This is a genomic window from Amycolatopsis sp. NPDC051045 (assembly GCF_040682955.1).
Classification (GTDB): Bacteria; Actinomycetota; Actinomycetes; order Mycobacteriales; family Pseudonocardiaceae; genus Amycolatopsis.
The window spans coordinates 819,996-838,699 of the sequence record NZ_JBFBCC010000001.1; the positions used below are offsets into that span (position 1 = coordinate 819,996).

Annotated in this window: 21 protein-coding genes; 9 read left to right on the forward strand and 12 right to left on the reverse strand. The window is 71.0% G+C overall.

Going from position 1 to position 18,704, the window contains the following annotated elements; all coding sequences use genetic code 11:
- Positions 1-57: 57 nt before the first annotated feature.
- Together AB0M80_RS03895 and AB0M80_RS03900 are read left to right on the forward strand one after the other, a co-directional pair.
- A complete protein-coding gene (locus AB0M80_RS03895) occupies positions 58-531 on the forward strand; it encodes a MarR family transcriptional regulator (protein WP_364558380.1) in 474 nt (157 codons plus the stop codon).
- Positions 532-558: 27 nt separating this feature from the next.
- A complete protein-coding gene (locus AB0M80_RS03900) occupies positions 559-1,338 on the forward strand; it encodes a methyltransferase domain-containing protein (RefSeq protein WP_364558383.1) in 780 nt (259 codons plus the stop codon).
- A 76-nt stretch (positions 1,339-1,414) separates the two neighbouring features.
- On the opposite strand, the gene AB0M80_RS03905 is transcribed toward AB0M80_RS03900, so the two are convergent.
- Positions 1,415-2,335, reverse strand: coding sequence for an ABC transporter substrate-binding protein (locus AB0M80_RS03905; protein WP_364558386.1), 921 nt, complete (start codon positions 2,333-2,335; stop codon positions 1,415-1,417).
- A 138-nt stretch (positions 2,336-2,473) separates the two neighbouring features.
- Between AB0M80_RS03905 and AB0M80_RS03910 the strand changes: the two genes are divergently transcribed.
- Complete coding sequence (locus tag AB0M80_RS03910) at positions 2,474-3,172, forward strand: ABC transporter permease (RefSeq protein ID WP_364558389.1); 699 nt, start codon at positions 2,474-2,476, stop codon at positions 3,170-3,172.
- Positions 3,169-3,879, forward strand: coding sequence for an ABC transporter permease subunit (locus tag AB0M80_RS03915; protein WP_364558392.1), 711 nt, complete (start codon positions 3,169-3,171; stop codon positions 3,877-3,879). Before AB0M80_RS03910 ends, AB0M80_RS03915 begins: the two co-directional genes overlap by 4 nt.
- Before the next feature lie 218 nt (positions 3,880-4,097).
- On the opposite strand, the gene AB0M80_RS03920 is transcribed toward AB0M80_RS03915, so the two are convergent.
- Positions 4,098-4,661, reverse strand: a complete 564-nt coding sequence (locus tag AB0M80_RS03920; protein WP_364558395.1) for a cadmium resistance transporter — start codon at positions 4,659-4,661, stop codon at positions 4,098-4,100.
- A gap of 35 nt (positions 4,662-4,696) precedes the next feature.
- Here AB0M80_RS03920 and AB0M80_RS03925 point away from each other — a divergent pair, with 35 nt between their 5' ends.
- Positions 4,697-5,656 carry a GNAT family N-acetyltransferase gene (locus AB0M80_RS03925; protein ID WP_364558398.1) on the forward strand — a complete coding sequence of 320 codons (960 nt, stop codon included), beginning with the start codon at positions 4,697-4,699 and terminating at the stop codon, positions 5,654-5,656.
- A gap of 116 nt (positions 5,657-5,772) precedes the next feature.
- Here AB0M80_RS03925 and AB0M80_RS03930 read toward each other — a convergent pair whose 3' ends face one another.
- The 6 genes from AB0M80_RS03930 to AB0M80_RS03955 all read right to left on the reverse strand — a co-directional run bounded on the left by AB0M80_RS03930 (position 5,773) and on the right by AB0M80_RS03955 (position 10,305).
- Positions 5,773-7,221, reverse strand: a complete 1,449-nt coding sequence (locus tag AB0M80_RS03930; protein WP_364558401.1) for an aromatic amino acid lyase — start codon at positions 7,219-7,221, stop codon at positions 5,773-5,775.
- Entirely contained in the window at positions 7,218-8,225 is a 1,008-nt protein-coding gene (locus AB0M80_RS03935; protein ID WP_364558403.1) for an ornithine cyclodeaminase family protein, read from the reverse strand. The genes AB0M80_RS03930 and AB0M80_RS03935 overlap by 4 nt, the downstream gene beginning before the upstream one ends.
- Complete coding sequence (locus tag AB0M80_RS03940) at positions 8,222-8,764, reverse strand: YbaK/EbsC family protein (RefSeq protein ID WP_364558406.1); 543 nt, start codon at positions 8,762-8,764, stop codon at positions 8,222-8,224. Before AB0M80_RS03940 ends, AB0M80_RS03935 begins: the two co-directional genes overlap by 4 nt.
- A gap of 51 nt (positions 8,765-8,815) precedes the next feature.
- Entirely contained in the window at positions 8,816-9,109 is a 294-nt protein-coding gene (locus AB0M80_RS03945; protein WP_013222364.1) for a DUF2516 family protein, read from the reverse strand.
- A gap of 84 nt (positions 9,110-9,193) precedes the next feature.
- Positions 9,194-9,886, reverse strand: a complete 693-nt coding sequence (locus AB0M80_RS03950) for a hypothetical protein (RefSeq protein ID WP_364558409.1) — start codon at positions 9,884-9,886, stop codon at positions 9,194-9,196.
- Positions 9,883-10,305 carry a helix-turn-helix transcriptional regulator gene (locus AB0M80_RS03955; RefSeq protein ID WP_364558411.1) on the reverse strand — a complete coding sequence of 141 codons (423 nt, stop codon included), beginning with the start codon at positions 10,303-10,305 and terminating at the stop codon, positions 9,883-9,885. Before AB0M80_RS03955 ends, AB0M80_RS03950 begins: the two co-directional genes overlap by 4 nt.
- A 147-nt stretch (positions 10,306-10,452) precedes the next feature.
- On the opposite strand from AB0M80_RS03955, the gene AB0M80_RS03960 reads away from it, so the two are divergent.
- Positions 10,453-11,601, forward strand: coding sequence for a methyltransferase domain-containing protein (locus tag AB0M80_RS03960; RefSeq protein WP_364558414.1), 1,149 nt, complete (start codon positions 10,453-10,455; stop codon positions 11,599-11,601).
- Between the two features lie 12 nt (positions 11,602-11,613).
- Here AB0M80_RS03960 and AB0M80_RS03965 read toward each other — a convergent pair whose 3' ends face one another.
- Genes AB0M80_RS03965 through AB0M80_RS03975 form a run of 3 tightly spaced genes read right to left on the reverse strand, consistent with a single transcriptional unit; the run spans position 11,614 to position 12,998 of the window.
- The gene (locus tag AB0M80_RS03965; protein WP_364558417.1) at positions 11,614-12,225 is read right to left on the reverse strand and encodes an AAA family ATPase; all 612 of its coding nucleotides are present in this window, start codon (positions 12,223-12,225) and stop codon (positions 11,614-11,616) included.
- A gap of 1 nt (position 12,226) precedes the next feature.
- Entirely contained in the window at positions 12,227-12,622 is a 396-nt protein-coding gene (locus tag AB0M80_RS03970; RefSeq protein ID WP_364558420.1) for a zf-TFIIB domain-containing protein, read from the reverse strand.
- A 7-nt stretch (positions 12,623-12,629) separates the two neighbouring features.
- Entirely contained in the window at positions 12,630-12,998 is a 369-nt protein-coding gene (locus tag AB0M80_RS03975) for a VOC family protein (protein WP_364558423.1), read from the reverse strand.
- A gap of 90 nt (positions 12,999-13,088) precedes the next feature.
- Between AB0M80_RS03975 and AB0M80_RS03980 the strand changes: the two genes are divergently transcribed.
- A complete protein-coding gene (locus tag AB0M80_RS03980) occupies positions 13,089-13,550 on the forward strand; it encodes a CGNR zinc finger domain-containing protein (RefSeq protein ID WP_364558425.1) in 462 nt (153 codons plus the stop codon).
- Positions 13,551-13,763: 213 nt separating this feature from the next.
- Here the strand turns inward: AB0M80_RS03980 and AB0M80_RS03985 are convergent, their stop codons facing one another.
- The gene (locus AB0M80_RS03985) at positions 13,764-15,062 is read right to left on the reverse strand and encodes a DUF445 domain-containing protein (protein WP_364558428.1); all 1,299 of its coding nucleotides are present in this window, start codon (positions 15,060-15,062) and stop codon (positions 13,764-13,766) included.
- Between the two features lie 29 nt (positions 15,063-15,091).
- Between AB0M80_RS03985 and AB0M80_RS03990 the strand changes: the two genes are divergently transcribed.
- Entirely contained in the window at positions 15,092-16,267 is a 1,176-nt protein-coding gene (locus tag AB0M80_RS03990; RefSeq protein ID WP_364558431.1) for a pyridoxal phosphate-dependent aminotransferase, read from the forward strand.
- Positions 16,268-17,008: 741 nt separating this feature from the next.
- Positions 17,009-18,406 carry a hypothetical protein gene (locus AB0M80_RS03995; protein WP_364558434.1) on the forward strand — a complete coding sequence of 466 codons (1,398 nt, stop codon included), beginning with the start codon at positions 17,009-17,011 and terminating at the stop codon, positions 18,404-18,406.
- The last annotated feature ends 298 nt before the right edge of the window (positions 18,407-18,704 follow it).

Below are 18,704 nucleotides of genomic sequence, written 5' to 3' on the forward strand. Positions count from 1 at the left end.
CGAGCGGCGGACGTCACGCCGGTTAGGCTGCGCTGAGCCGACTGATACGAGGAGCAGATGAGTTCGGGAGTCCGCCGTCGCCGGTCGACCGTGGCGGTGAAGGAGTCGCTGCGGGAGCTGCGCAACCAGCTGTCGCTGCTGAACCACCAGGTCAGCGCCCACCTGGCGCTCAAGGACGTCGACCTGGACTGCCTGGAGCTGATCGCCCGGCACGGCCCGCTCGGGCCGAGCGCGCTGGCCCGCCGGGCCGGGCTGCACCCGGCGACGCTGACCGGCATCCTCGACCGGCTGCAGAAGGGCGGCTGGATCGTCCGGGAACGCGACCCCGAAGCGGCCGACCGGCGCTCGATCGCCGTGCGCGCGGTCCGCGGTCGCAACGCCGAGCTCTTCCGGCTCTACTCGGGGATGAACACCGCGATGGACGAGCTCTGCGCCGGCTACAGCGAGGACGAGCTGGCGCTGATCGCCGGCTTCCTGCAGCGGGTGACGTCAGCTGGCCACACCGCGACCGATGCGCTGGCGAAGGACTGACCAGCGGTTTTGTGCTGTACTCGGTGCATGTGGCAGTCAGGCGACGCTTACGAGGCCTACATCGGACGGTGGAGCCGCCGGATCGCGGAGACGTTCGTCCGGCAGCTCGACGCCCCGGCGAGCCGACGCTGGCTCGACGTCGGCTGCGGCACGGGCGCCCTGACGTCGGCGGTGCTGGCGGCGGCCGACCCCACCGAAGTCGTCGGCGTCGACCCGTCCGAGGGGTTCCTGAAGACGGCTCGCGCGGGCGTGACCGATCCACGGGCGTCGTTCACCCTCGCCGACGCGCGATCGCTGCCGTTCCCCGACGACCGCTTCGACGTGGCCGTGTCGGGCCTGGTCCTGAACTTCGTCCCCGCCCCGGCCCGCGCGGCGGCGGAGATCGCGCGGGTAACCGTCCCGGGTGGATCGGCCGCCGCCTACCTCTGGGACCTCGCCGAAGGCATGGAGATCATCCGCTGCTTCTGGGACGCGGCCGCCGAACTCGACCCGGAAAAGGTCGCCGACCTGGACGAGGGGCGCCGGTTCCCGCTGTGCCGCCCGGAGCCGTTCGGCCGGCTGTGGACGGAAGCGGGCTTCACGGCGGTGTCCGTCGGGGAAATCAAGATCCCGGCGGTGTTCACGGATTTCGACGACTACTGGCAGCCGTTCCTCGGCGCTCAGGGCCCGGCGCCGTCGTACCTGGCCACGCTGCCGGAAGCCCGCCGCCACCAGATCCGCGAACTCTTGCGCAGCAGCCTGCCGACGGATCCGGACGGCTCGATCCCGCTGACGGCCCGCGCGTGGGTCGTGCGCGGCACCGCTTGACACTCGACGGCTTGCCGTCTTGCTGCCTTGCCGACCGCAGGCCGTCCCAAACCCGGGACGGCCTGCGGTCGGGGGGTCAGAGACCGGCCTGGGTCAGCCAGTCCTTCGCGACGTCTTCGGCCCGTTCGCCGTCGGAGTCGACGCGCTTGTTCAGGTCCCGCATGACGTCGGTCGTCAGCTTCGCGCTGACCGCGTTCACGGCGTTGGCGAAGTCGGCGCCACGCTCGTCGAGCACCTTCTTGGTCACCGCGGGCACGACGTTCTCGGTCGGCACGATGTTGAGGTCGTCCTTGAGCACCGTGTACTTGGCGTCACCGGTCAGCGGGCTGACCGAGTCGACCGGGATGACCGTGACGGCCCCGGACTTGAGCTGCTCGACGCGCGGCCCGGCCTCCTGGATGGTCTGGAAGCTCGCGTTCGTCAGCTTGTAGACGTCCTTGAAGCCGAGGAAGCACGGAAGGCGCTTCTCGCACTCCGGCGGGCCCGCCATGACGACCTTGTCGAGCTTCTTCAGGTCGCTGATCGACGCGATGCCCTTTTCCTTGGCCAGGTCGGACTTGATGATGTAGGTGTTCTTGTCCTCGGCGGCCGCGAAGTTCAGCAGTGCGATGCCGCTGGGCTCGAACAGCTTCGCCAGCTGCTCGTGCTCCTCCTGCGCGGTCTTGCCGGCCTCCTTGCCGAAGCCGGTGGTGATCGCCGCGCCCTGGTACTCCGGGATGAACTGCAGTTCACCGGACTTCAGCGACGGGTAGATCAGTTCCCGCGAGCCGAGGTTCAGCTTGCGCGTCACCGGATAGCCCTTGGCTTCCAGCGCCTGCGCGTAGATCTCGGCGAGGATCTGGCTGTCGGTGAAGTTGAAGGACGCGACGACGATCGGCGCCCCACCCTTGCTCTGCGCGGCGGGCTTGTCACCGCCGTCGCTGCCGCCACAGGCGGCCAAACCGAGCGTCGCCGCGACGGCCACCGCCACCACGGACGCGTTCCGGAACCAGCGCACGAATCCCCACTCCCTCGTCACTCGAACAGACGAAAGGACCCTAGCGCCGTCCTCCGACAAGAATCCACATCGTGGGAGGAAGCCCCCAGAATTCCCAGTCCGCGGAATTTTGCCGCCCGATCGGGGTAGGGTCGGCCGGTGCACGTGACCACGGTGACGCCGCTGGCCGCCGACAGCGGACCGCCGATCTTCCAGTGGAAGTGGGTGGACCGCAACGCCGACGCCATCATCGAGCGGCTCGTCGAGCACATCTCGCTGACGGCCACCGCGCTCGGCATCGGCCTCGTGGTCTCGATCGGGCTGGCGCTGGTCTCGCTGCGATTCCGCCGCACGTACGGGTTCATCCTGAGCACCACGGGCGCGCTGTACGTCATCCCCAGCCTGGGCGCGTTCGCCGTCCTGCGGCCGTTCTTCGGGCTGACGTTCACGACGGCGGTGATCCCCCTCGCGACGTACACGCTGCTCATCCTGGTCCGCAACATCGTCACCGGCGTCGACCAGGTACCCACGGAGGTCCGCGAAGCCGCGACCGGCATGGGCTTCACCCGCCGGCGGATGCTCTGGGAGGTCGAGCTGCCGCTGGCGCTGCCGGTGGTCATCGCCGGCCTGCGCGTCGCCGCGGTGACGACCATCGGCCTGGTCACGGTCACCTCCATGCTCGGCCTCGGCGGCCTCGGGTACTTCATCCGCCACGGCATCCAGAACGCGACGCCCAATTCGACGGAGATCATCGTCGGCATGGCGCTGTCGGTGGTCCTGGCGGTGGCCGTCGACCTCCTTCTTTGGCTCGGCGAACGCCTGCTGACGCCCTGGACCCGGAAGGCGCGGGCGCGATGAACTTCCTCGACCAGCTGAACGCGTGGCTCGCCGACCCGAACCGCTGGAGCTGGACCGACCGGGCGGGTGTCCCCTACCGGACGCTGGAGCACCTCAGGTTTTCCCTCCTCGCGCTGGCGATCGCGGCGGTGCTGACGATCCCGGCCGCGCTGTGGCTGGCCCACTACCGCCGCGGCGCGTTCCTCGCGAGCAGCGCGGTCAACATCGGCCGGGCGATCCCGAGTTTCGGGCTGATCATCCTGTTCTGGTTCCTGGCCAGCCACTGGGAACTGGACACGACGTTCTGGCCGTTGCTGCTGGCCCTGGTCGCCCTGGCGATGCCACCGCTGTTCACCAACACGTACGCGGGCGTGGTGTCCCTGGAGCAGGAGACGGTCGACGCCGCCCGCGGCACGGGTTACCGCGAGTGGCAGATCATGCTGCGCCTCGAGCTCCCGCTGGCCTCCCCGGTGGTCCTGGCGGGCGCACGGGTGGCGTTCCTCCAGCTGATCGCGACGGTGGCCATCGGCGCGATCGTCAACGACGGAGGCGGCTTGGGCCGCTACATAGTCGACGGCTTCGCGGTAGGCGTCCAGGGCTACGGCGCCATCTTCGCCGGCGGCCTGGCGGCGGTGGTGCTGGCCCTCGTGTGCGACGGCGCGTTCGCGTTGATCACCCGCATGGCGACACCGCGCGGCCTCGCGCTGCAGAACGCGCGTCGCGACTAGCCCGGTCCGCGCTGGGACAGCGCAGACCGCGCTTCCGCACACGTCCCGCACCGTCCGACGCCCACCGCCCCAGAACCTCCGGCGGCTACGCAACGCCACCTACCGCGCGCCACACGCCGGCCCCGCGCGCCACACGCCGGCCGAAGCCCGGCGCCGCCCGGACGAAGCCCCGCGACCAGGCAGCGGCCGACACTCGGCCACCCCGGCCGAATGGCGCGTTAGAACGCGCCGACCAGGATCAGCACGCCGAGCGCGATCAGCACCGCCGGCAGCAGCACGTGGCCCCACCGTGCGAGCACCCGGGCGATACCCGGCCGGGTCGCCAGGAACCGCCCGGCGACGCACCACGCCGCGACGCCCACCAGGAACACCACCACGTAGCCCACCAGGCCCGCGGGCCCGGTCGCGGCGAACGCGGGGACGTACACGCCGACGTTGTCGCCGCCGTTGGCGAAGCACACCGTCGCGATCCCGAGCAGTCCGGCCGCCGGCGTGGGCTCGTCGTCGTCCTGGCGCCACGCCTGCCAGGCCGCGCGGATCCCGAGCAGCACCGGCAGCACGCCCAGCCAGCGGACGGCACCGTCCGGCAGCAGCCCGGCCCCGAGCGCCCCCGCGACCGACACCGCCAGGATCGCCGCGAAGCCGAGGAACTGCCCGGCGACGACCTTGAGCTCGCCGCGACGTCCGGCCGCCTGGCCGAAGAACACCGCGAGCAGCACGAGATCGTCGACGTTCGTCACCGCGAACATCGCGGCCGCGCGCCCGAGCAGTCCGACGTCCACACCCACCTCCGCGATAAACCGCTGGGCGAAGGCCGGTGCGGCGCAGGACGATTCTGCCCATGTCCGTCGTCAAGCGCCGCAGCTACACCGGTCCGGCCGACCTGCGGGCCATGCAGAGCCTGGCCCAGCGGATCTGGTCGAAGGCGAGTTCGCTGCACGTCGAGGATCTCGCGTGGCAGCGGTTCCAGCACGCCGGCCGGGAAGCCGAGTGGCCGACCGTGCTGTGGGAAGCGGGCGGCGAAGTCGTCGCGTGGGGCTGGATTTCACTACCCGGTGAACTGACGCTGCTCGTGGATCCGGCGCGCCCCCAACTCGCGTCCGAGGTGCTCGGCTGGTTCGAAGACACCGCCCCGGCAGCCGAGCTCGCTGTCACCGTGCTCGACGCCGAGAAGCATGTCATCGCCGCGCTGGAGCGAAGCGGCTACGCGCTTCAGGAAAGTCCCGTTTTCCAGTCGTACCTCTCTCGCCTCCTCGTGGATCTGCCCGAACCGGTGGTGCCCGGTGGGTTCACGGTCCGGCCGGTCGGTCCGGACGATCTGGCTCGCCGCGTAGCGGTGCACCGTGTGGTCTGGCACCCGTCGAGGGTGACCGAATCGAGCTACCGCACCGTCATGGCCGCCTGGCCGTACCGGGGCCGGCTGGACTGGGTCGTGGAAGCACCCGACGGCCGGTTCGCCGCCCAGTGCCTGATCTGGCTCGACGACCGCAATGCCGTCGGCGAGCTGGAGCCCGTCGGAACCTTGCCGGAGTTCCGTCGGACGGGGCTCGCCCGCGCGGTGTGCCTCGCCGCGCTGCACGCGGCCCACCACGCCGGCGCTCGCGAAGCCGTCGCGTACCCGGTGATCGGTCATCCGAAATCCGTGGGTGCCCTCCCTCTCTATCGCGATCTGGGCTTCCGCCCGTATGCCCGCACCCTCACCTTCACGCGGACCCGCCGTCGTATCCCTCCTTCCCCGGGGTCCGCGTCCCCGGAGGGCGCACACCGACGAACGTAGCGCCCCGCCCGGCCCGGCTGTCCGTTTCGGCGGTGCCCGGCGGCCGGTTGTCCACATCTGGGCCAGCCTGTGGACAACCCGGTGGATTCCTTTACCCGGCCCGAAATCGGCGGGTTTCAGGTGAGCGTCGCCAAGTCGTTGAAGGAACTCGCCCGGCAAGCCGCGATCAGGCGCTCGACCTCGGGACCGAGCGGGCGGTCCGCGTCCAGCGGCGGCACCACCGACCGCACCCACCCGTAAGCCGCGCGAAGCCCCGGTACGCCATCGCCGTCGGCCAAGTGCCGGGCCTGGGACGCCGTGATCAGCTCGCACGCCGTGATCGCGAAAAGGTGGGAAGCCGCCGAACGCAATTGCTCGCCGGCCGCCCCCGCAAACGCTTGCACGTCCTCCTGACCGGCCGAGGTGTCGATCGAACCGAGCGTCGCCGGTGCCGCGAGCCGGCGCAGCGCGTGCAGTTCGCCCGCCGCTCGCTTGTGCAGCGGGACCAATCCCGCCTGTGGCCCCGGATCGGTCGTGAGCTGCGCCGGCAAGCCGCTGAACCGCTCGTCCAGCAGGCGGTGCGTCCGCTGCACCGAGAGTTCGCCGAGGTGCACCAGCGCGGCCGTCACCGCGTCCATCCGCAGGCCCAGGTCGACCGCGTGATAACCGGTCCCCGGCACGAACGAACCATCGATGAAGGAAGGCGAATCACCGGGCATCGTCTCCCAGCGTCGCCGGGTTTCCCGCAAATCGCTGGTGACGCGGGAAGCGTGCGCGAGCGCCCGCGGCGCGACCCGCACCGAAAGCGGGGCCTGCACCACGCCGGGCCGCACCGGACCGATGCCCACCAGCTCCATCAGCTCGTGCAGCAACGTTCGCAGGTGATCGTCGCCGCCCGCCATGACCGGCGAGAAGACCTCGCGCGGCGCGCCGAGCACGTCGATCGCCATCGCCGCGGCGAGCGTCTGGAGGTCGATGAGCTGCTGGGTCTCGGTCCAGCCGCGCTCCGCGTACATCACCGCCAGCGGAGAGCCCTGAAGCAGCGAAGCGCCTTCCTTCGGCCCAAGGACGTAAGGCGTGACACCGCGCGCAGCGAGCGCCGATGCGGCCGGCACTTCGACGCCGTCCTCCAGGACCGTCCCGATGCCGAGGAACGTCTGAAAAGCGTGCGACAGCGCGATGATCTCGCCCGAGCTGCCGAGGCCGAAGCGCGGGACCGCGGGCGTGAAGCCGTCGTTCAAGCGGTCCACCAGGAACTGCACCAGCTCCGGGCTCACCCCCGACCACGGCCGCAGGAAGTCGCGCAACCGGACGACGAGCAGCGCGCGGACGTCCTCGGGCGGCAGCCACGGCGGCCCGCCGACGGCGCGGCCGATCAGCAGGTTGCGCTGGTGTTCCGCCTGTTGCCGCGGATCGAGGGCGACCCCCGCGAGGCGGCCCATCCCGGTGTTGACGCCGTAGACCGGCTTTTCCCGCTCCGCGAGCGCTGTCAAGAGCTCTTTCCGGCGCCGCGTCAGGGCCTCTACCAGCGGTTTGTCCAGAACCAACCGTTCACTGTCGGCGAACTCGCTGTCGGAGACGATCATCGGTAGGGCAGCATGGTGCCGACGCCGGAAGCCTCGGCACGGGTGAGGATCATGTTCGCCACCGCGACGTCCGTTGTGGACAGTCCGCGGTGCCAGAACAGGATCCGTTCGGCGTCGTGCTCGCGGCCGGGTTTGCTGCCCGCCACGATGTCGCCGATCTCGGCGTGGACCCCGTCCGCGGTGAGGAGGCCGGCGTTGAGCTGCGGGCGCAGGGCGCCGAACCGCGGGTTGCCGGACCGTGATTCGCGCCAGTCGTCGACGACGACCTTGTCGATGTCGTCGAGCAGCGTGAGCTCGAGCGCGCTGATCGTGCCGTAGGGCACCAGGAAGGTGCCCGGCCGGAGGAACTCGCGGCGCACCAGCGCCTCGGGTTCGACGAGCCGGGAGGCCTCGACCTGGATGTCCGCGCCGTCCAGGGTCTCCTCGGCCGTGGCGCAGACGCGGACGTCCTTGCCGAGCCGCTCGGACAGCCGGCGGCCGAAGTCCTCGCGAGACTCCGGGCGCTTGCTGGTCACGCGGATCTCGGCGAAGTCGAACAAGGAGTCCAGCAGCACGACGTTCCACCAGGCGGTACCGCGGGCGCCGATGTGCCCGAGCACCCGGGCATCCGGGCGGGCCAGGTACTTCGCGCCGACGGCGGTCATCGCGCCGGTGCGGGCCTCGGTGATCATCGTGCCGTCGACGATGGCCCGCGGCATGCCGGTGTCCGGGTCGAGCAGCAGGATCAACGCCATTTCCGATGGGAGGCCCCGTTCGAAGTTCCCCACGAAGTCACCGACGACCTTCACGCCACTGACCTGCTTCGAGGACAGGTGCCCGCGGAGGATGTTGAAGTGGCCCTTGCCGCCGTTGTCCGGGACGAGGTGCGTCCGCGGCTCGAAGACGACCTGACCGCGGCCGTGGTCGGCGAGCACGTCCTCGACCGCGCCGACGATGTCCGCGTCCGTGACACCGAGCGAGTCGATGTCGGCACCGGTCAGGTACCAGAGCCAGACGGACGTCACCGGGCGAGGTCCTCGACGACCTCCGCGCCGGGCAAGGCGGCCAGTGCGGCGCCGGAGATCAGCAGCTTGCTGCCGCGGATCCCGCTGCCGATGACGAGCTCGGGTGCGTCGGCGACGCGGCGGTCGAGCAGGATGGGCCATTCGGCGGGCAGGCCGACCGGCGTGATGCCGCCGTACTCCATCCCGGTCAGCGAGACGGCTTCGTCCATCGGCGCGAACGACGCCTTGCGGACGTCGAGGCGGCGCTTGATGACGCCGTTGACGTCGGCGCGGGTGGTCGCGAGCACGAGCGCGGCCGCGAAGCGGACTTCGCCCGCCCGCTTGCCGGCGACGACGACGCAGTTCGCGGACGCCTCGAGCGGCGAGCCGTAGGCCTCGCAGAAGGCGGCGGTGTCGGCGAGCGACGGGTCGATCTCGGTGACGCCGACGGCGTCCGGGTCGGCGAGCGAGGCCAGGGCCTTGGCCACCGGCTCGGCGAGCAGGTCAGTACGCGTGGGGGCGGGAACGACGGTGAGGCTCCCGGCGATCGTCCAGGTCACGTCCCCATTAAAACAGCGCCCCCGCCACCACGGGCGGGGACGGGAAGGAGCTCACCAGCTGGAGCCGCCGCGCTGGACTTCGATCAGCTTCGGGCGGACGTCCACGATGTAGACGAGGGCCGCGGCCATGGCGGGCACGTAGAAGATCATCCCGGGGCCCATCACGGGGAACAGCACCATGGCGAGCGTCGCGCCACCGGTGATCAGCATCCAGATGGGCTTGGTCTTGCGGTCGGCCGCGGAGTACGCGTCGGCGCGCTGGAGCAGCGCGTGCACGAAGGCGAAGAGCCCGACCAGCGCGCTGCCCCAGTGGATGACATTGAGGATCCAGATGGCGACTAGCACAGCGACAGCTTACGGCAAACCGCCCGAACGACCCCGGCCCCGCCACCGGAGGTCCGGTGACGGGGCCGGGTGTTCACGGCGATGTCACTTGTCGGTCTTCGGCGCGGCCGGCTTCTTCGCGGCGGCACCGGTGGTGGTCGTCGCCGTGGTCGTGCGGCGGGCCGGGGCAGCCGTCTTCGGGGCCGTCTTGTTCGCGACCTTGCGGCTGGCCGAGCGGGTCTCGTGGGCGACGTCGTCACCCAGCTCCTCGATGGCGTCGGCGGTGTCGCCGGCGACCTCGGTCACCTTGCGGGCGGTCTTCTCGCCGGCCGAGCGGGTGCGCTTGGTCACCTTGGCCAGCACGCCGTCGACGCGCTCGCGGACCTCGGTGGTCACGCCCTCGACCTGGCCCTGCGCGGTGGTCAGGGCCTCTTCGAGCTGCTCGATGGCCTTCTTGACCTGCGGCTGCGTGGCGAGCTTGTCCCACGCCTGCTCACCGGACTCGGCCAGCTTGTTGTACAGCTTGAGCGCGGCCTCGGTGTACTCGTCGATGACCTTGCGCAGCTCGGCCGGGTCCAGCTTCTCGCGGAGGCTCTCGACGTCGGTCGGCAGCTCCTGCAGGTTCTTGCGGGCGACCTCGCCGCTCTTGGTCACGTTCTCCTTGGCCTTCGCCACGGCGTCGGTGACGGCGTGGGTGGCCAGGTTGCCGGCGCCGAGCGCGGCGAGCAGCGGGGTGCGGACCTGGTCGAGGGCGGTGGTGACGGCCTTCTTGACGTCTTCGGTCTTGGGGGTGGTCATGCTGACTCCTTGGTATCTGCGGCTGGGGTGTCTGGGGTGTCCGTGGCGGGAGCGGACCCGGCGGCCGGCCGTGCCGCGGCGTTCTCCCGGCGGAAGGACTCGTAGACGTCGAGCAGGACCTGCTTCTGCCGTTCGGTCAGCTCGGCGTCGGCGCGGATCGCGTCGCCCACCGGCCCACCCGTCGGCAGGTCGAGGATCCCGGCCTGCACGTACAGCGCTTCCGCCGAAATGCGCAGGCCCTTGGCGATCTGCTGCAGGATCTCCGCGCTGGGCTTGCGGACCCCGCGCTCGATCTGGCTCAAGTACGGGTTGGACACGCCGGCGAGCTTCGACAGCTGGCGCAACGAGATCTTCGCGGTGTTGCGCTGCTGGCGGATGTACTCGCCGATGTCGGAAGCGATGTCCGCGACCTTCTCCATGGGACTTCCGGATCCTGATGTCCCACCGGTTTCTGCCATCCGGTCACCTCCTCGCGACACCTTCGACGGTACGCGGAGGTGCTAGCTATTGCAAGCACTCTGCTTGCAACTATCGGGTGTGGTGGTGCTCACCGCTACCGTGGTCCCATGACGCGCTCGGCCCGGCTGCGGCGACGCCTCGTCGAGCACCTGCTCGACGAGGACGTCCTGCACGCCCCGGAGTGGATCGCCGCCTTCCGCACGGTGCCCCGCCACGTCTTCCTGCCGCGGTTCTTCGTACCGACGGGCGGGCTGTGGGCGGCGGTCGACCGCGGCGATCCGGGCTGGCTGGAGACGGTCTACTCCCGGGACGTGCTGGTGACGCAGCTCGACGACGACCCGGACCGCTGGGAGTTCGCCCGGCGCAGCGGCCCAGTGACGGGCACACCCACGAGCTCTTCGAGCATGCCGTCGATCATGGCGATCATGCTCGAGGAGCTGCGGGTGCGCGACGGGCAGTGCGTGCTCGAGATCGGCACCGGCACCGGGTACAACGCCGCCCTGCTGAGCCACCGCTGCGGGGCCGGCCGCGTGTCCTCAGTGGACATCGATCCGATGATCGTCGCGGCGGCGCGCGAGCGGCTGGCCGCGGCCGGCCACCACCCGGCGTGCGCGGTGGGCGACGGCGCGCTCGGCTTTCCGGCCGGGACGATCTTCGACCGGGTGCTGTGCACGGCTGCGGTGTCGTCGATCCCGCAGGCTTGGCTGGCGCAGACCGCGCCGGGCGGGCTGATCGTGACGACGCTGAACCGCCCGATCGGCGCCGGGCTGGTCCGGCTCGTCGTGGGCGAGGACGGCACCGCACAGGGCCGCGTCCTCGCGCGCGACGGCCGGTTCATGCCGCTTCGCGCGCACCGGCTGCCGGAGGCGGGGCCGCTGCCGATGCCGTCGCGCGGGGACTGGGAGCAGACGCGGCTGCCGATGTCGACGGTGCTGCAGCCCCGCAAGCAGTTCGAGTTCTTCGCCGGGCTGGCGCTGCCCGGCGTCCGGTCGGTGCGCGAAGGCGGCGACGACGACGCACCGGGCGTCGCGCTGGTCCACCCGGACGGCTCGTGGGTCCGCCACCGCAAGCGCGGCGGCGCGGACGAGGTGGCCCAAGGCGGCCCGCGTGCGTTGTGGGAGCTCGCCGAGGCGGCCTACGTCGACTGGTGCGAGCTGGGCAAGCCGGAACGCGACCGGTTCGGCGTGACGGTGACCGGCGACCGCCAGGAGTTCTGGCTCGACTCCCCCGACGGCCGCACCTGGCCCTTGCACTAGGGCACTAGGGCACTAGGGCAGCCGCGCGCGGATCCACTTCTCCACGTGATCGGCCGTCTCCTCCGGCGATGCCTCGGTGGTGTCGAACAGGTCGACGCCGAGCTCGGGGGCCGACCTCCGCAGCCAGTCGTTGAACTCCAGCATCTCCTCGATCCGCGGCTCGTCCCACTCCCGCCACGCCGGACGCGCCCGCAGCCGGGCCCGCAACGACGAAGGGGAGCCGACCAGCGCCAGGTAGTGGATGTCGCTGAAGAACGCGCGCTCCGGCAGCGGCTCGAATTCCGGAGGCGCCACCGTCCCGCACAGCACGACCGGGCGGCCGTTCTGGTGCAGCACCGCCGCCATCCGCAGCCAGACCGAGCGGAACGCCGCGACGTCGTCGCGCAGGGCACCGATCCAGAGGGTGTCCTGCTCCAGCAGCACGACGTCACCGGCGAACCGCTCGGCCAGCAGCGGCCCCATCGTCGACTTGCCGGCACCGCTCGGGCCGGTCAGCGCGAACAGCGGCAGCTTCCGGAACGGCCACTCGTGCCCGCACTTCGTGCACGTGATGACGGAGCCCGCCACGACCGGGCGGTCCGCCAGCTCGCCGCACGCCGGGCAGATCCGCAGGTCGAGACTCATCTCAGTCGAAGAGGTTCTCGAGGAAGCTGCGCTTGCGGTGCCCCTGCCCGTACGGACGCGGCGAATCCGAGTACCCGCGGTGCGGCCGCGGTGAGTCCGCATGCCCCCCGCGGTACGCCTTCGGCGAATCCGGGTGACCGCCGCGGTACGCCTTGGGCGAATCCGGGTGACCGCCGCGGTAGGGCCGCGGGGAGTCGGGGCGGCCGTGACCACCCTGGTACGACGGCGGCTGGTGGCCGTAGAACGAACTCTCCGCACCGACGATCGCTTCGAGCTCACCGCGGTCGAGGAAGATCCCGCGGCAGCCGTCGCACTGGTCGATGTGGACGCCGTTCTTGGCCACGGTGCGCATCTGGTTTTGACACTTCGGACAAATCACACCGCCGAGACTACGCAAAAACGCGTCAGCAGGCGCAGAGGCAGAACGGATGCCCCACCGGATCGGCGTAGACGCGGAACGTCTTCGGCTCGTCGTCCAGCAGCTTCGCCCCCAGGCCGAGCACGCGCTCGTGCGCCGCTTCCAGGTCCGTAACGTTCAGGTCCAGGTGCATCTGCTGCGGGTTTTCCGCGGACGGCCACGCCGGCGGCCGGTAGTCGGGCACCCGCTGGAAGGCGATGCCCGCGCCGCCCTGCGGGTTGGCCAGCGTCACCCAGTGCCCGTCTTCGGTCACCTCGGGCGCGTCCCACTCCAGCACCGCCCGGTAGAACTCGGCCAAGGCCACCGGGTCGGGGCAGTCGAGCGCCACCACACCCAGCGTCGGTACCGCACTCATCGTCGCTCCCTTCGATCATGAGTAACCATCGAAGCGATTATGTGGGTTAGCAGCGTCGGGGGCAACCACCGTCCGCCGTACACTCGGTAGGTGCACACCGACGCCTCCCTCGTGGTGGAGTTCCTCAACACGGTCAACGTCGAAGAGGGCACCGACCTGCTCGAAGATGCCGGGCAGTGGCGTGGGTGGGCGGCTTCGCACGCGTTGGCGGCCAATCCGGCCGCCGAGGCCCGCGCGGCGCGGGACGCCCTGCGCGCGGCGATCGGCGACCCGCGGCTGCCCGGCGGCAGCGTCGACGTCGGCACCCGGATCTCCCTCACCGCCGACGGGCCGGCGCTCGTCGCGGACGACGTCGTCGGCGCGGTCTTCGCGGCCTGCGCGCGGCTGGTCGTGCGCGGCGACTGGATCCGGCTGAAGATCTGCCCCGCCGACACCTGCCTCTGGGCGTTCTACGACGAGTCGCGCAACCGCTCGCGCACGTGGTGCTCGATGCGCGTGTGTGGCAACCGCGAGAAGGCGCGGGGCTGGCGCGCCCGCGCCGCGGCGGGCTGAGCGCCCTCAGCCGGGCGGCGGACCCTCGAACGGTTGTGGACAACTCGGGGACGATGCCCCACATATCCACGGCCGGGACCGCCCGGCCCCCACACGTTGTGGACAGCCGTTAGGCCATCACCGTGAAAACCTGTGGATAACCCGGGGGATAACTCAGCTTCCTGTGGACAACTGGTTTGAAGCGCCCCCGGCTGTGGTATATGAACCGGCTGCTCAGAACAGCAGCTCCGCGACGGCGTAGATGACGAGCCCGGCGAGTGCACCCACGACGGTGCCGTTGATCCGGATGAACTGCAGGTCGCGGCCCACCTGGAGCTCGATCTTGCGGGACGTCTCCTCGGCGTCCCACCGTTCGACCGTGTCGGTGATGATCGTGGTGATCTCCCGTGAGTAGTTCTTCACGAGGTACGCCGCGGCCCCCTCGACCCAGCCGTCGGCCTTTTCGCGCAACTGGTCGTCGGTGATCAGCCGCTGCCCGAGCGAGGTGAGCCCGAGCCGGACGCGCCGGCGCAGCTCGCTCGAGGGGTCCTCGGCCGCGGTGAGCAGCATCTCCTTCGCCGTGCTCCACGCCGAGCCGATCAGCCGCTGCACCTCGTCGTGGTGCACGATCTGGCCCTTCACCTGCTCGGCGCGGGCCATCACGTCGGGGTCGGTCTGCAGGTCCTGGGCGAACTCGCCGAGGAACTTGTCCAGCGCCAGCCGCATCGGGTGGTTGACGTCGGTCTTCACCGCCCACACGAAGGACAGCACCTCGCCGTAGACCTTGTCCGCCAGCATCTCGTCGACGAACTTCGGCGACCAGCTCGGCGCCCGGTCGGACACCACCCGCAGCATCGTCGTGTGGTTGTCGCGCACCCACTCGTAGGCGCGGTCGCACATCAGGTCCACGAGCTTGTGGTGCGCGCCGTCGGCGAACACGCCCTGGAGGATCTTGCCCAGCGGCGGGCCCCACGGCTTGTCGATGATCCGCCGCGCGACGGCCTGCTCCATGATCGCCTGGATGTCTTCGTCGCGGAGCACCTTCACGGCGGCGCGGACCACCGTGGCCAGCTCGGACGTCACGCGCTCGGCGTTGTCCGGCTCCGCGAGCCAGCCCCCGAGCCGCCGCGCGAGCTCGACGCGCTTGAGCTTGTCGCGCACGACCTCCTCGGACAGGAAGTTCGATCCGACGAAGTCGCCGAGGCTGCTGCCCAGCGCGTCCTTCTTGTTCGGGATGATCGCCGTGTGCGGGATCTTCAGCCCGAGCGGGTGCCGGAACAGCGCCGTGACGGCGAACCAGTCGGCCAGCGCGCCGACCATGCCGGCCTCGGCCGCGGCGCGCACGTAACCCACCCAGCCCGGCCAGCCGTTCGCCTGCGCCCAGCTGGTCAGCAGGAACACGACGGTGGCACCGAGCAGGAACGACAGCGCGACGAGCTTCATCTTGCGCAGCGCGCGCGCTTTTTCCGCTTCACCGGCTGCGCCGCCCGGCGGGTCGGCCGGGGTCACCTTGGCGGGGGTCAGTTGCTCCACATCCCCATTGTCCGTGAGGATGGCTGATCGTGCGCGAACCTGCTCTCGTCCCCCGCCTCCGGCCGTTCACCTCGACCATCTTCGCCGAGATGACGGCGCTGGCCGTCCGGCACGACGCGGTGAACCTCGGCCAGGGCTTCCCGGACACCGACGGCCCGGCCGGGATGCTCGAAGCGGCGAAGAACGCGCTGTTCGGCGGGGCCAACCAGTACCCGCCGGGGCTCGGCCGGCCGGAGCTGCGGGCCGCGATCGCGCGGCACCGGCAGCGGTACGGCACCGAGTACGACCCGGACACCGAGATCCTGGTCACCGCAGGCGCCACCGAGGCCATTGCGGCAGCGTTGTTGGCCCTGACCGAGCCCGGTGACGAGGTCATCGTCATCGAGCCCTACTACGACTCCTACGCCGCCGCGGTCGCGATGGCGGGCGCCGAGCGCCGGGTCGTCGGGCTGGTCGAGGGCCCGGACGGTCGCTTCGCCCTCGACGTCGACGGCCTGCGCGCCGCCGTCACGCCGCGGACCAGGGCGATCCTGGTCAACTCGCCGCACAACCCGACCGGCACGGTGTTCACCCGTGCCGAACTGGAGGCGCTGGCCGCCCTGTGCGTCGAGCACGACCTGATCGCCGTCACGGACGAGGTCTACGAGCACCTGGTCTTCGACGTGTCCAGCGGAGTCGAGCACATCCCGCTGGTCACCCTGCCCGGCATGCGGCCGCGGACGGTGAGCATCTCGAGCGCCGGGAAGACGTTCAACTGCACCGGCTGGAAGATCGGCTGGGTCTGCTCGACGCCGGAGCTCGTCGCGGCGGTGAAGGCGGCGAAGCAGTTCATCACCTTCGTGTCGGGCGGCCCGCTGCAGCCGGCCGTGGCGTACGCGCTCGACCACGAGCTGCCTTGGGTCGACGGGCTGCGCGATTCGCTGCAGGAAAAGCGTGACCGGCTTTCGACCGGTCTCGCGGACGCCGGGTTCGCCGTGCGGCCGACGGCGGGCACGTACTTCGTCTGCGTCGACGTGCGGCCGCTCGGCTTCACCGACGCCGCCGATCTGGCGTGGGAACTGCCGGGCCGGGTCGGGGTCGCCGCGGTGCCCGTGAAGGTGTTCACCGATCACCCGGACGAGTGGAAACACCTGCTGCGTTTCGCGTTCTGCAAGCGCAACGAGGTCATCGACGAGGCCATCACCCGGTTGCGCAAACTGGTCTGACGTCCACCGCCCGGCTCAGTAGACGATTTCCGCGACGGCACCGGCGGAGGAGCTTCGTCTCGGCGGAGGCGGCCGGGCCGGACCGGCCGGGCAGCGCGTCCACCACTGGCTCACGCATCTCGTCACTGTCCGCGATCAAGTCGAACTCCGCCGGTGACGGCCGCGGGGGCCGCGGAAGAGTTCGCGGCGCGGCGCTCCGCCTGGCGGCCTCCCGGCGCGCGTGACGCCTCGCGGGAACGCCGGACCGGCCGTTTCGTGATCACGGACCGCAGCCGGATCCGGGGTCGGTTCGAGCCAAGCGGTTTCGGCGCAGGACAACCGAAGCCGGTCGAGGAACCCGTTCGGCCCAGTCGTCGTCCCCGTTCCGGGTGTCGATCCGGTCACTTGGCCGGGGCGGCGGTGTGCGTACCGAGGGAAATCGAATCGGCACGGATTGCGATCGGGAGTGCGGAAACATCAGGTCAGCCGCCAAGTGTGCAACTTGCAGGATTCCGCCGAATGGCTGCAGGCGAACACCCGAACGGCACTCAGAGTGATCAACTTGTCGGCGGCAGATACCTTGCGCGGTCGGGCCGGTGCGCCTCACGGGCTGGATAGAACGCGGGAGAGATGAAAGACTCCCGAGCGGTGCTAGAAAGAGTGCAGCCCCGGGGGAACTGCGACCTGGCCGGAGAAAGACCCAGCAAGAACAGGCTCGAGCGGGTGTGGCGAGAGCCTCAGGCGCGGACGGTGGTGGTGGCGGTGAGCAGCACGGCGAACGTGCGCCGCGGCGCTCCCGCTCGTCCTGCGCTCACCCAGCCCGTGCTCACCACGGGTGAAACCGCCTCGCACGCGCGCGTACGCGCACCACGCCCGTGGGTGGCGTCCCTGCAGCGGCCCGCCGCCAAGATCCTGGTCGCCGGTGGCCTGACCCTCGCGGGCTGGCTGCTCGGCGCCGCGCTGTCCGGCAGCACCGCGTCGGCGGCCGGCGAGCCGAGGTGCCCCGAAGCGCCCGCGGTTTCCACTGTGGACCATGCCGCGAAACCGGTTCTGCACGAACGGCACCGCAAGAGCCACCACGAGACCGGCGCCGCCAAGTGCGCGGAGCGGCCGAAGATCGACAACGCCGAGGACGAGACGCAGCAGCAGGCCGACGAACCGCCCGCTGCGTCCGGGACCACAAAGGACGGCAAGGACACCTCGGCCACCGAGGACCCGGAGACCACTTCCTCCGGCGGCAACCTGCTCGGCGGCCTCGTCAGCGGCACCCTCGACACCGTCAGCGGAGCCACCGGGACCACAAAGGACACCTCGGCCACCCCGGAACCCGCAAAGGTCGCCTCCTCGGACAGCTCGCCCACCGAAGCACCGAAGGCCACCTCCTCCAGCGGCAACCTGCTCGGCGGCCTCGTCAGCGGCACCCTCGACACCGTCAGCGGAGCCACCGGGACCACAAAGGACACCTCGGCCGCCGAAGCGTCCACGAAGGCCACCTCCGCCGGCGGCGACCTGCTCGGCGGCCTCGTCGGCGGCGTCTTCGACGTGGTCGGCGGGACGCTCGCCACCGTCACGGGCACGCTCGACGTCGTCACGGACACGCTCTCCCACACCGTGCTCGCGCCGCTCACCCAGCCGTCCGCGGGCTACCCCGGCGCGCCCGCGCTGCTGCCCCTCGACGACATCCTGGGCCCGGTGCTCAGCGGCGGCTCCAACTCCGGCGGCGTCACCGCGGTCGTGCTCGGCGTCCCCGCCGTCGTCACGCAGGTGCCCGCCACGGTCGCCGAGACCGTCCCGGTCGCGGTCTCCGACGCGGCGCAGCAGCAGCAACAGACCACCCGGATCCCGGTCGCACACCTGGTCGTCCGGCACACGCAGCCGCTTCCGGTGGTCCAGGACCAGCCGCGCGACTCCGGGACCCACGCTCGCAACGGCGGTGGCGGCGACTCCACCCCCGGCCTCCCCGGCGGTACCACCGCCCCGAGCGCGCCGGCCCCCACCGCCGCTCCGGGCCACGACGGTTCCGGCGGCGCCCGCAACGCTTTCGCCGTCCACACCGACGACGTCACCACCACGCAGCTCAAGCTGATCGGCACCAGCCGAGACCACGAGGTCGACGGCGCAGGCAGGGAAGCCGCCCTGCCCACCACCTCCCCCGACTGACCCCGAACCGGGCAGCCGGGGACAAGTGCGTCCAAATCAAGATCATCCAGGCGCACCCGCACGCCGTTGAGGCGTGACGTTTCCCCTGCTCCAGTACGTGATCCGTGGTTCTTTCACGTCTCGCGACGCCTTGGCGCGTCCGACGTACCCCCAGGGGCGAAACCCATGCGAACCCACCGTCTTCCCGACGGACCCAGTCTTTCCGACCGGCCGACCGCGCCCGGCCGGGTCGGATCCCGGTCCCGGCGCCGCGCTGCCCCCGCGGCGCCGGGACCCACACCGGGTGCGTTCCGGGAGC

Coding starts and splice junctions, on each gene's coding strand:
- AB0M80_RS03930 (WP_364558401.1), bottom strand. CDS start 7,221: ATGATCGTCTCCGACAGCGAGTTCGCCGACAGTGAACGGTTGGTTCTG.
- AB0M80_RS03965 (WP_364558417.1), bottom strand. CDS start 12,225: ATGAGTCTCGACCTGCGGATCTGCCCGGCGTGCGGCGAGCTGGCGGAC.
- AB0M80_RS03950 (WP_364558409.1), bottom strand. CDS start 9,886: ATGACCACCCCCAAGACCGAAGACGTCAAGAAGGCCGTCACCACCGCC.
- AB0M80_RS03895 (WP_364558380.1), top strand. CDS start 58: ATGAGTTCGGGAGTCCGCCGTCGCCGGTCGACCGTGGCGGTGAAGGAG.
- AB0M80_RS03900 (WP_364558383.1), top strand. CDS start 559: ATGTGGCAGTCAGGCGACGCTTACGAGGCCTACATCGGACGGTGGAGC.
- AB0M80_RS03915 (WP_364558392.1), top strand. CDS start 3,169: ATGAACTTCCTCGACCAGCTGAACGCGTGGCTCGCCGACCCGAACCGC.
- AB0M80_RS03955 (WP_364558411.1), bottom strand. CDS start 10,305: ATGGAGAAGGTCGCGGACATCGCTTCCGACATCGGCGAGTACATCCGC.
- AB0M80_RS03975 (WP_364558423.1), bottom strand. CDS start 12,998: ATGAGTGCGGTACCGACGCTGGGTGTGGTGGCGCTCGACTGCCCCGAC.
- AB0M80_RS03960 (WP_364558414.1), top strand. CDS start 10,453: ATGACGCGCTCGGCCCGGCTGCGGCGACGCCTCGTCGAGCACCTGCTC.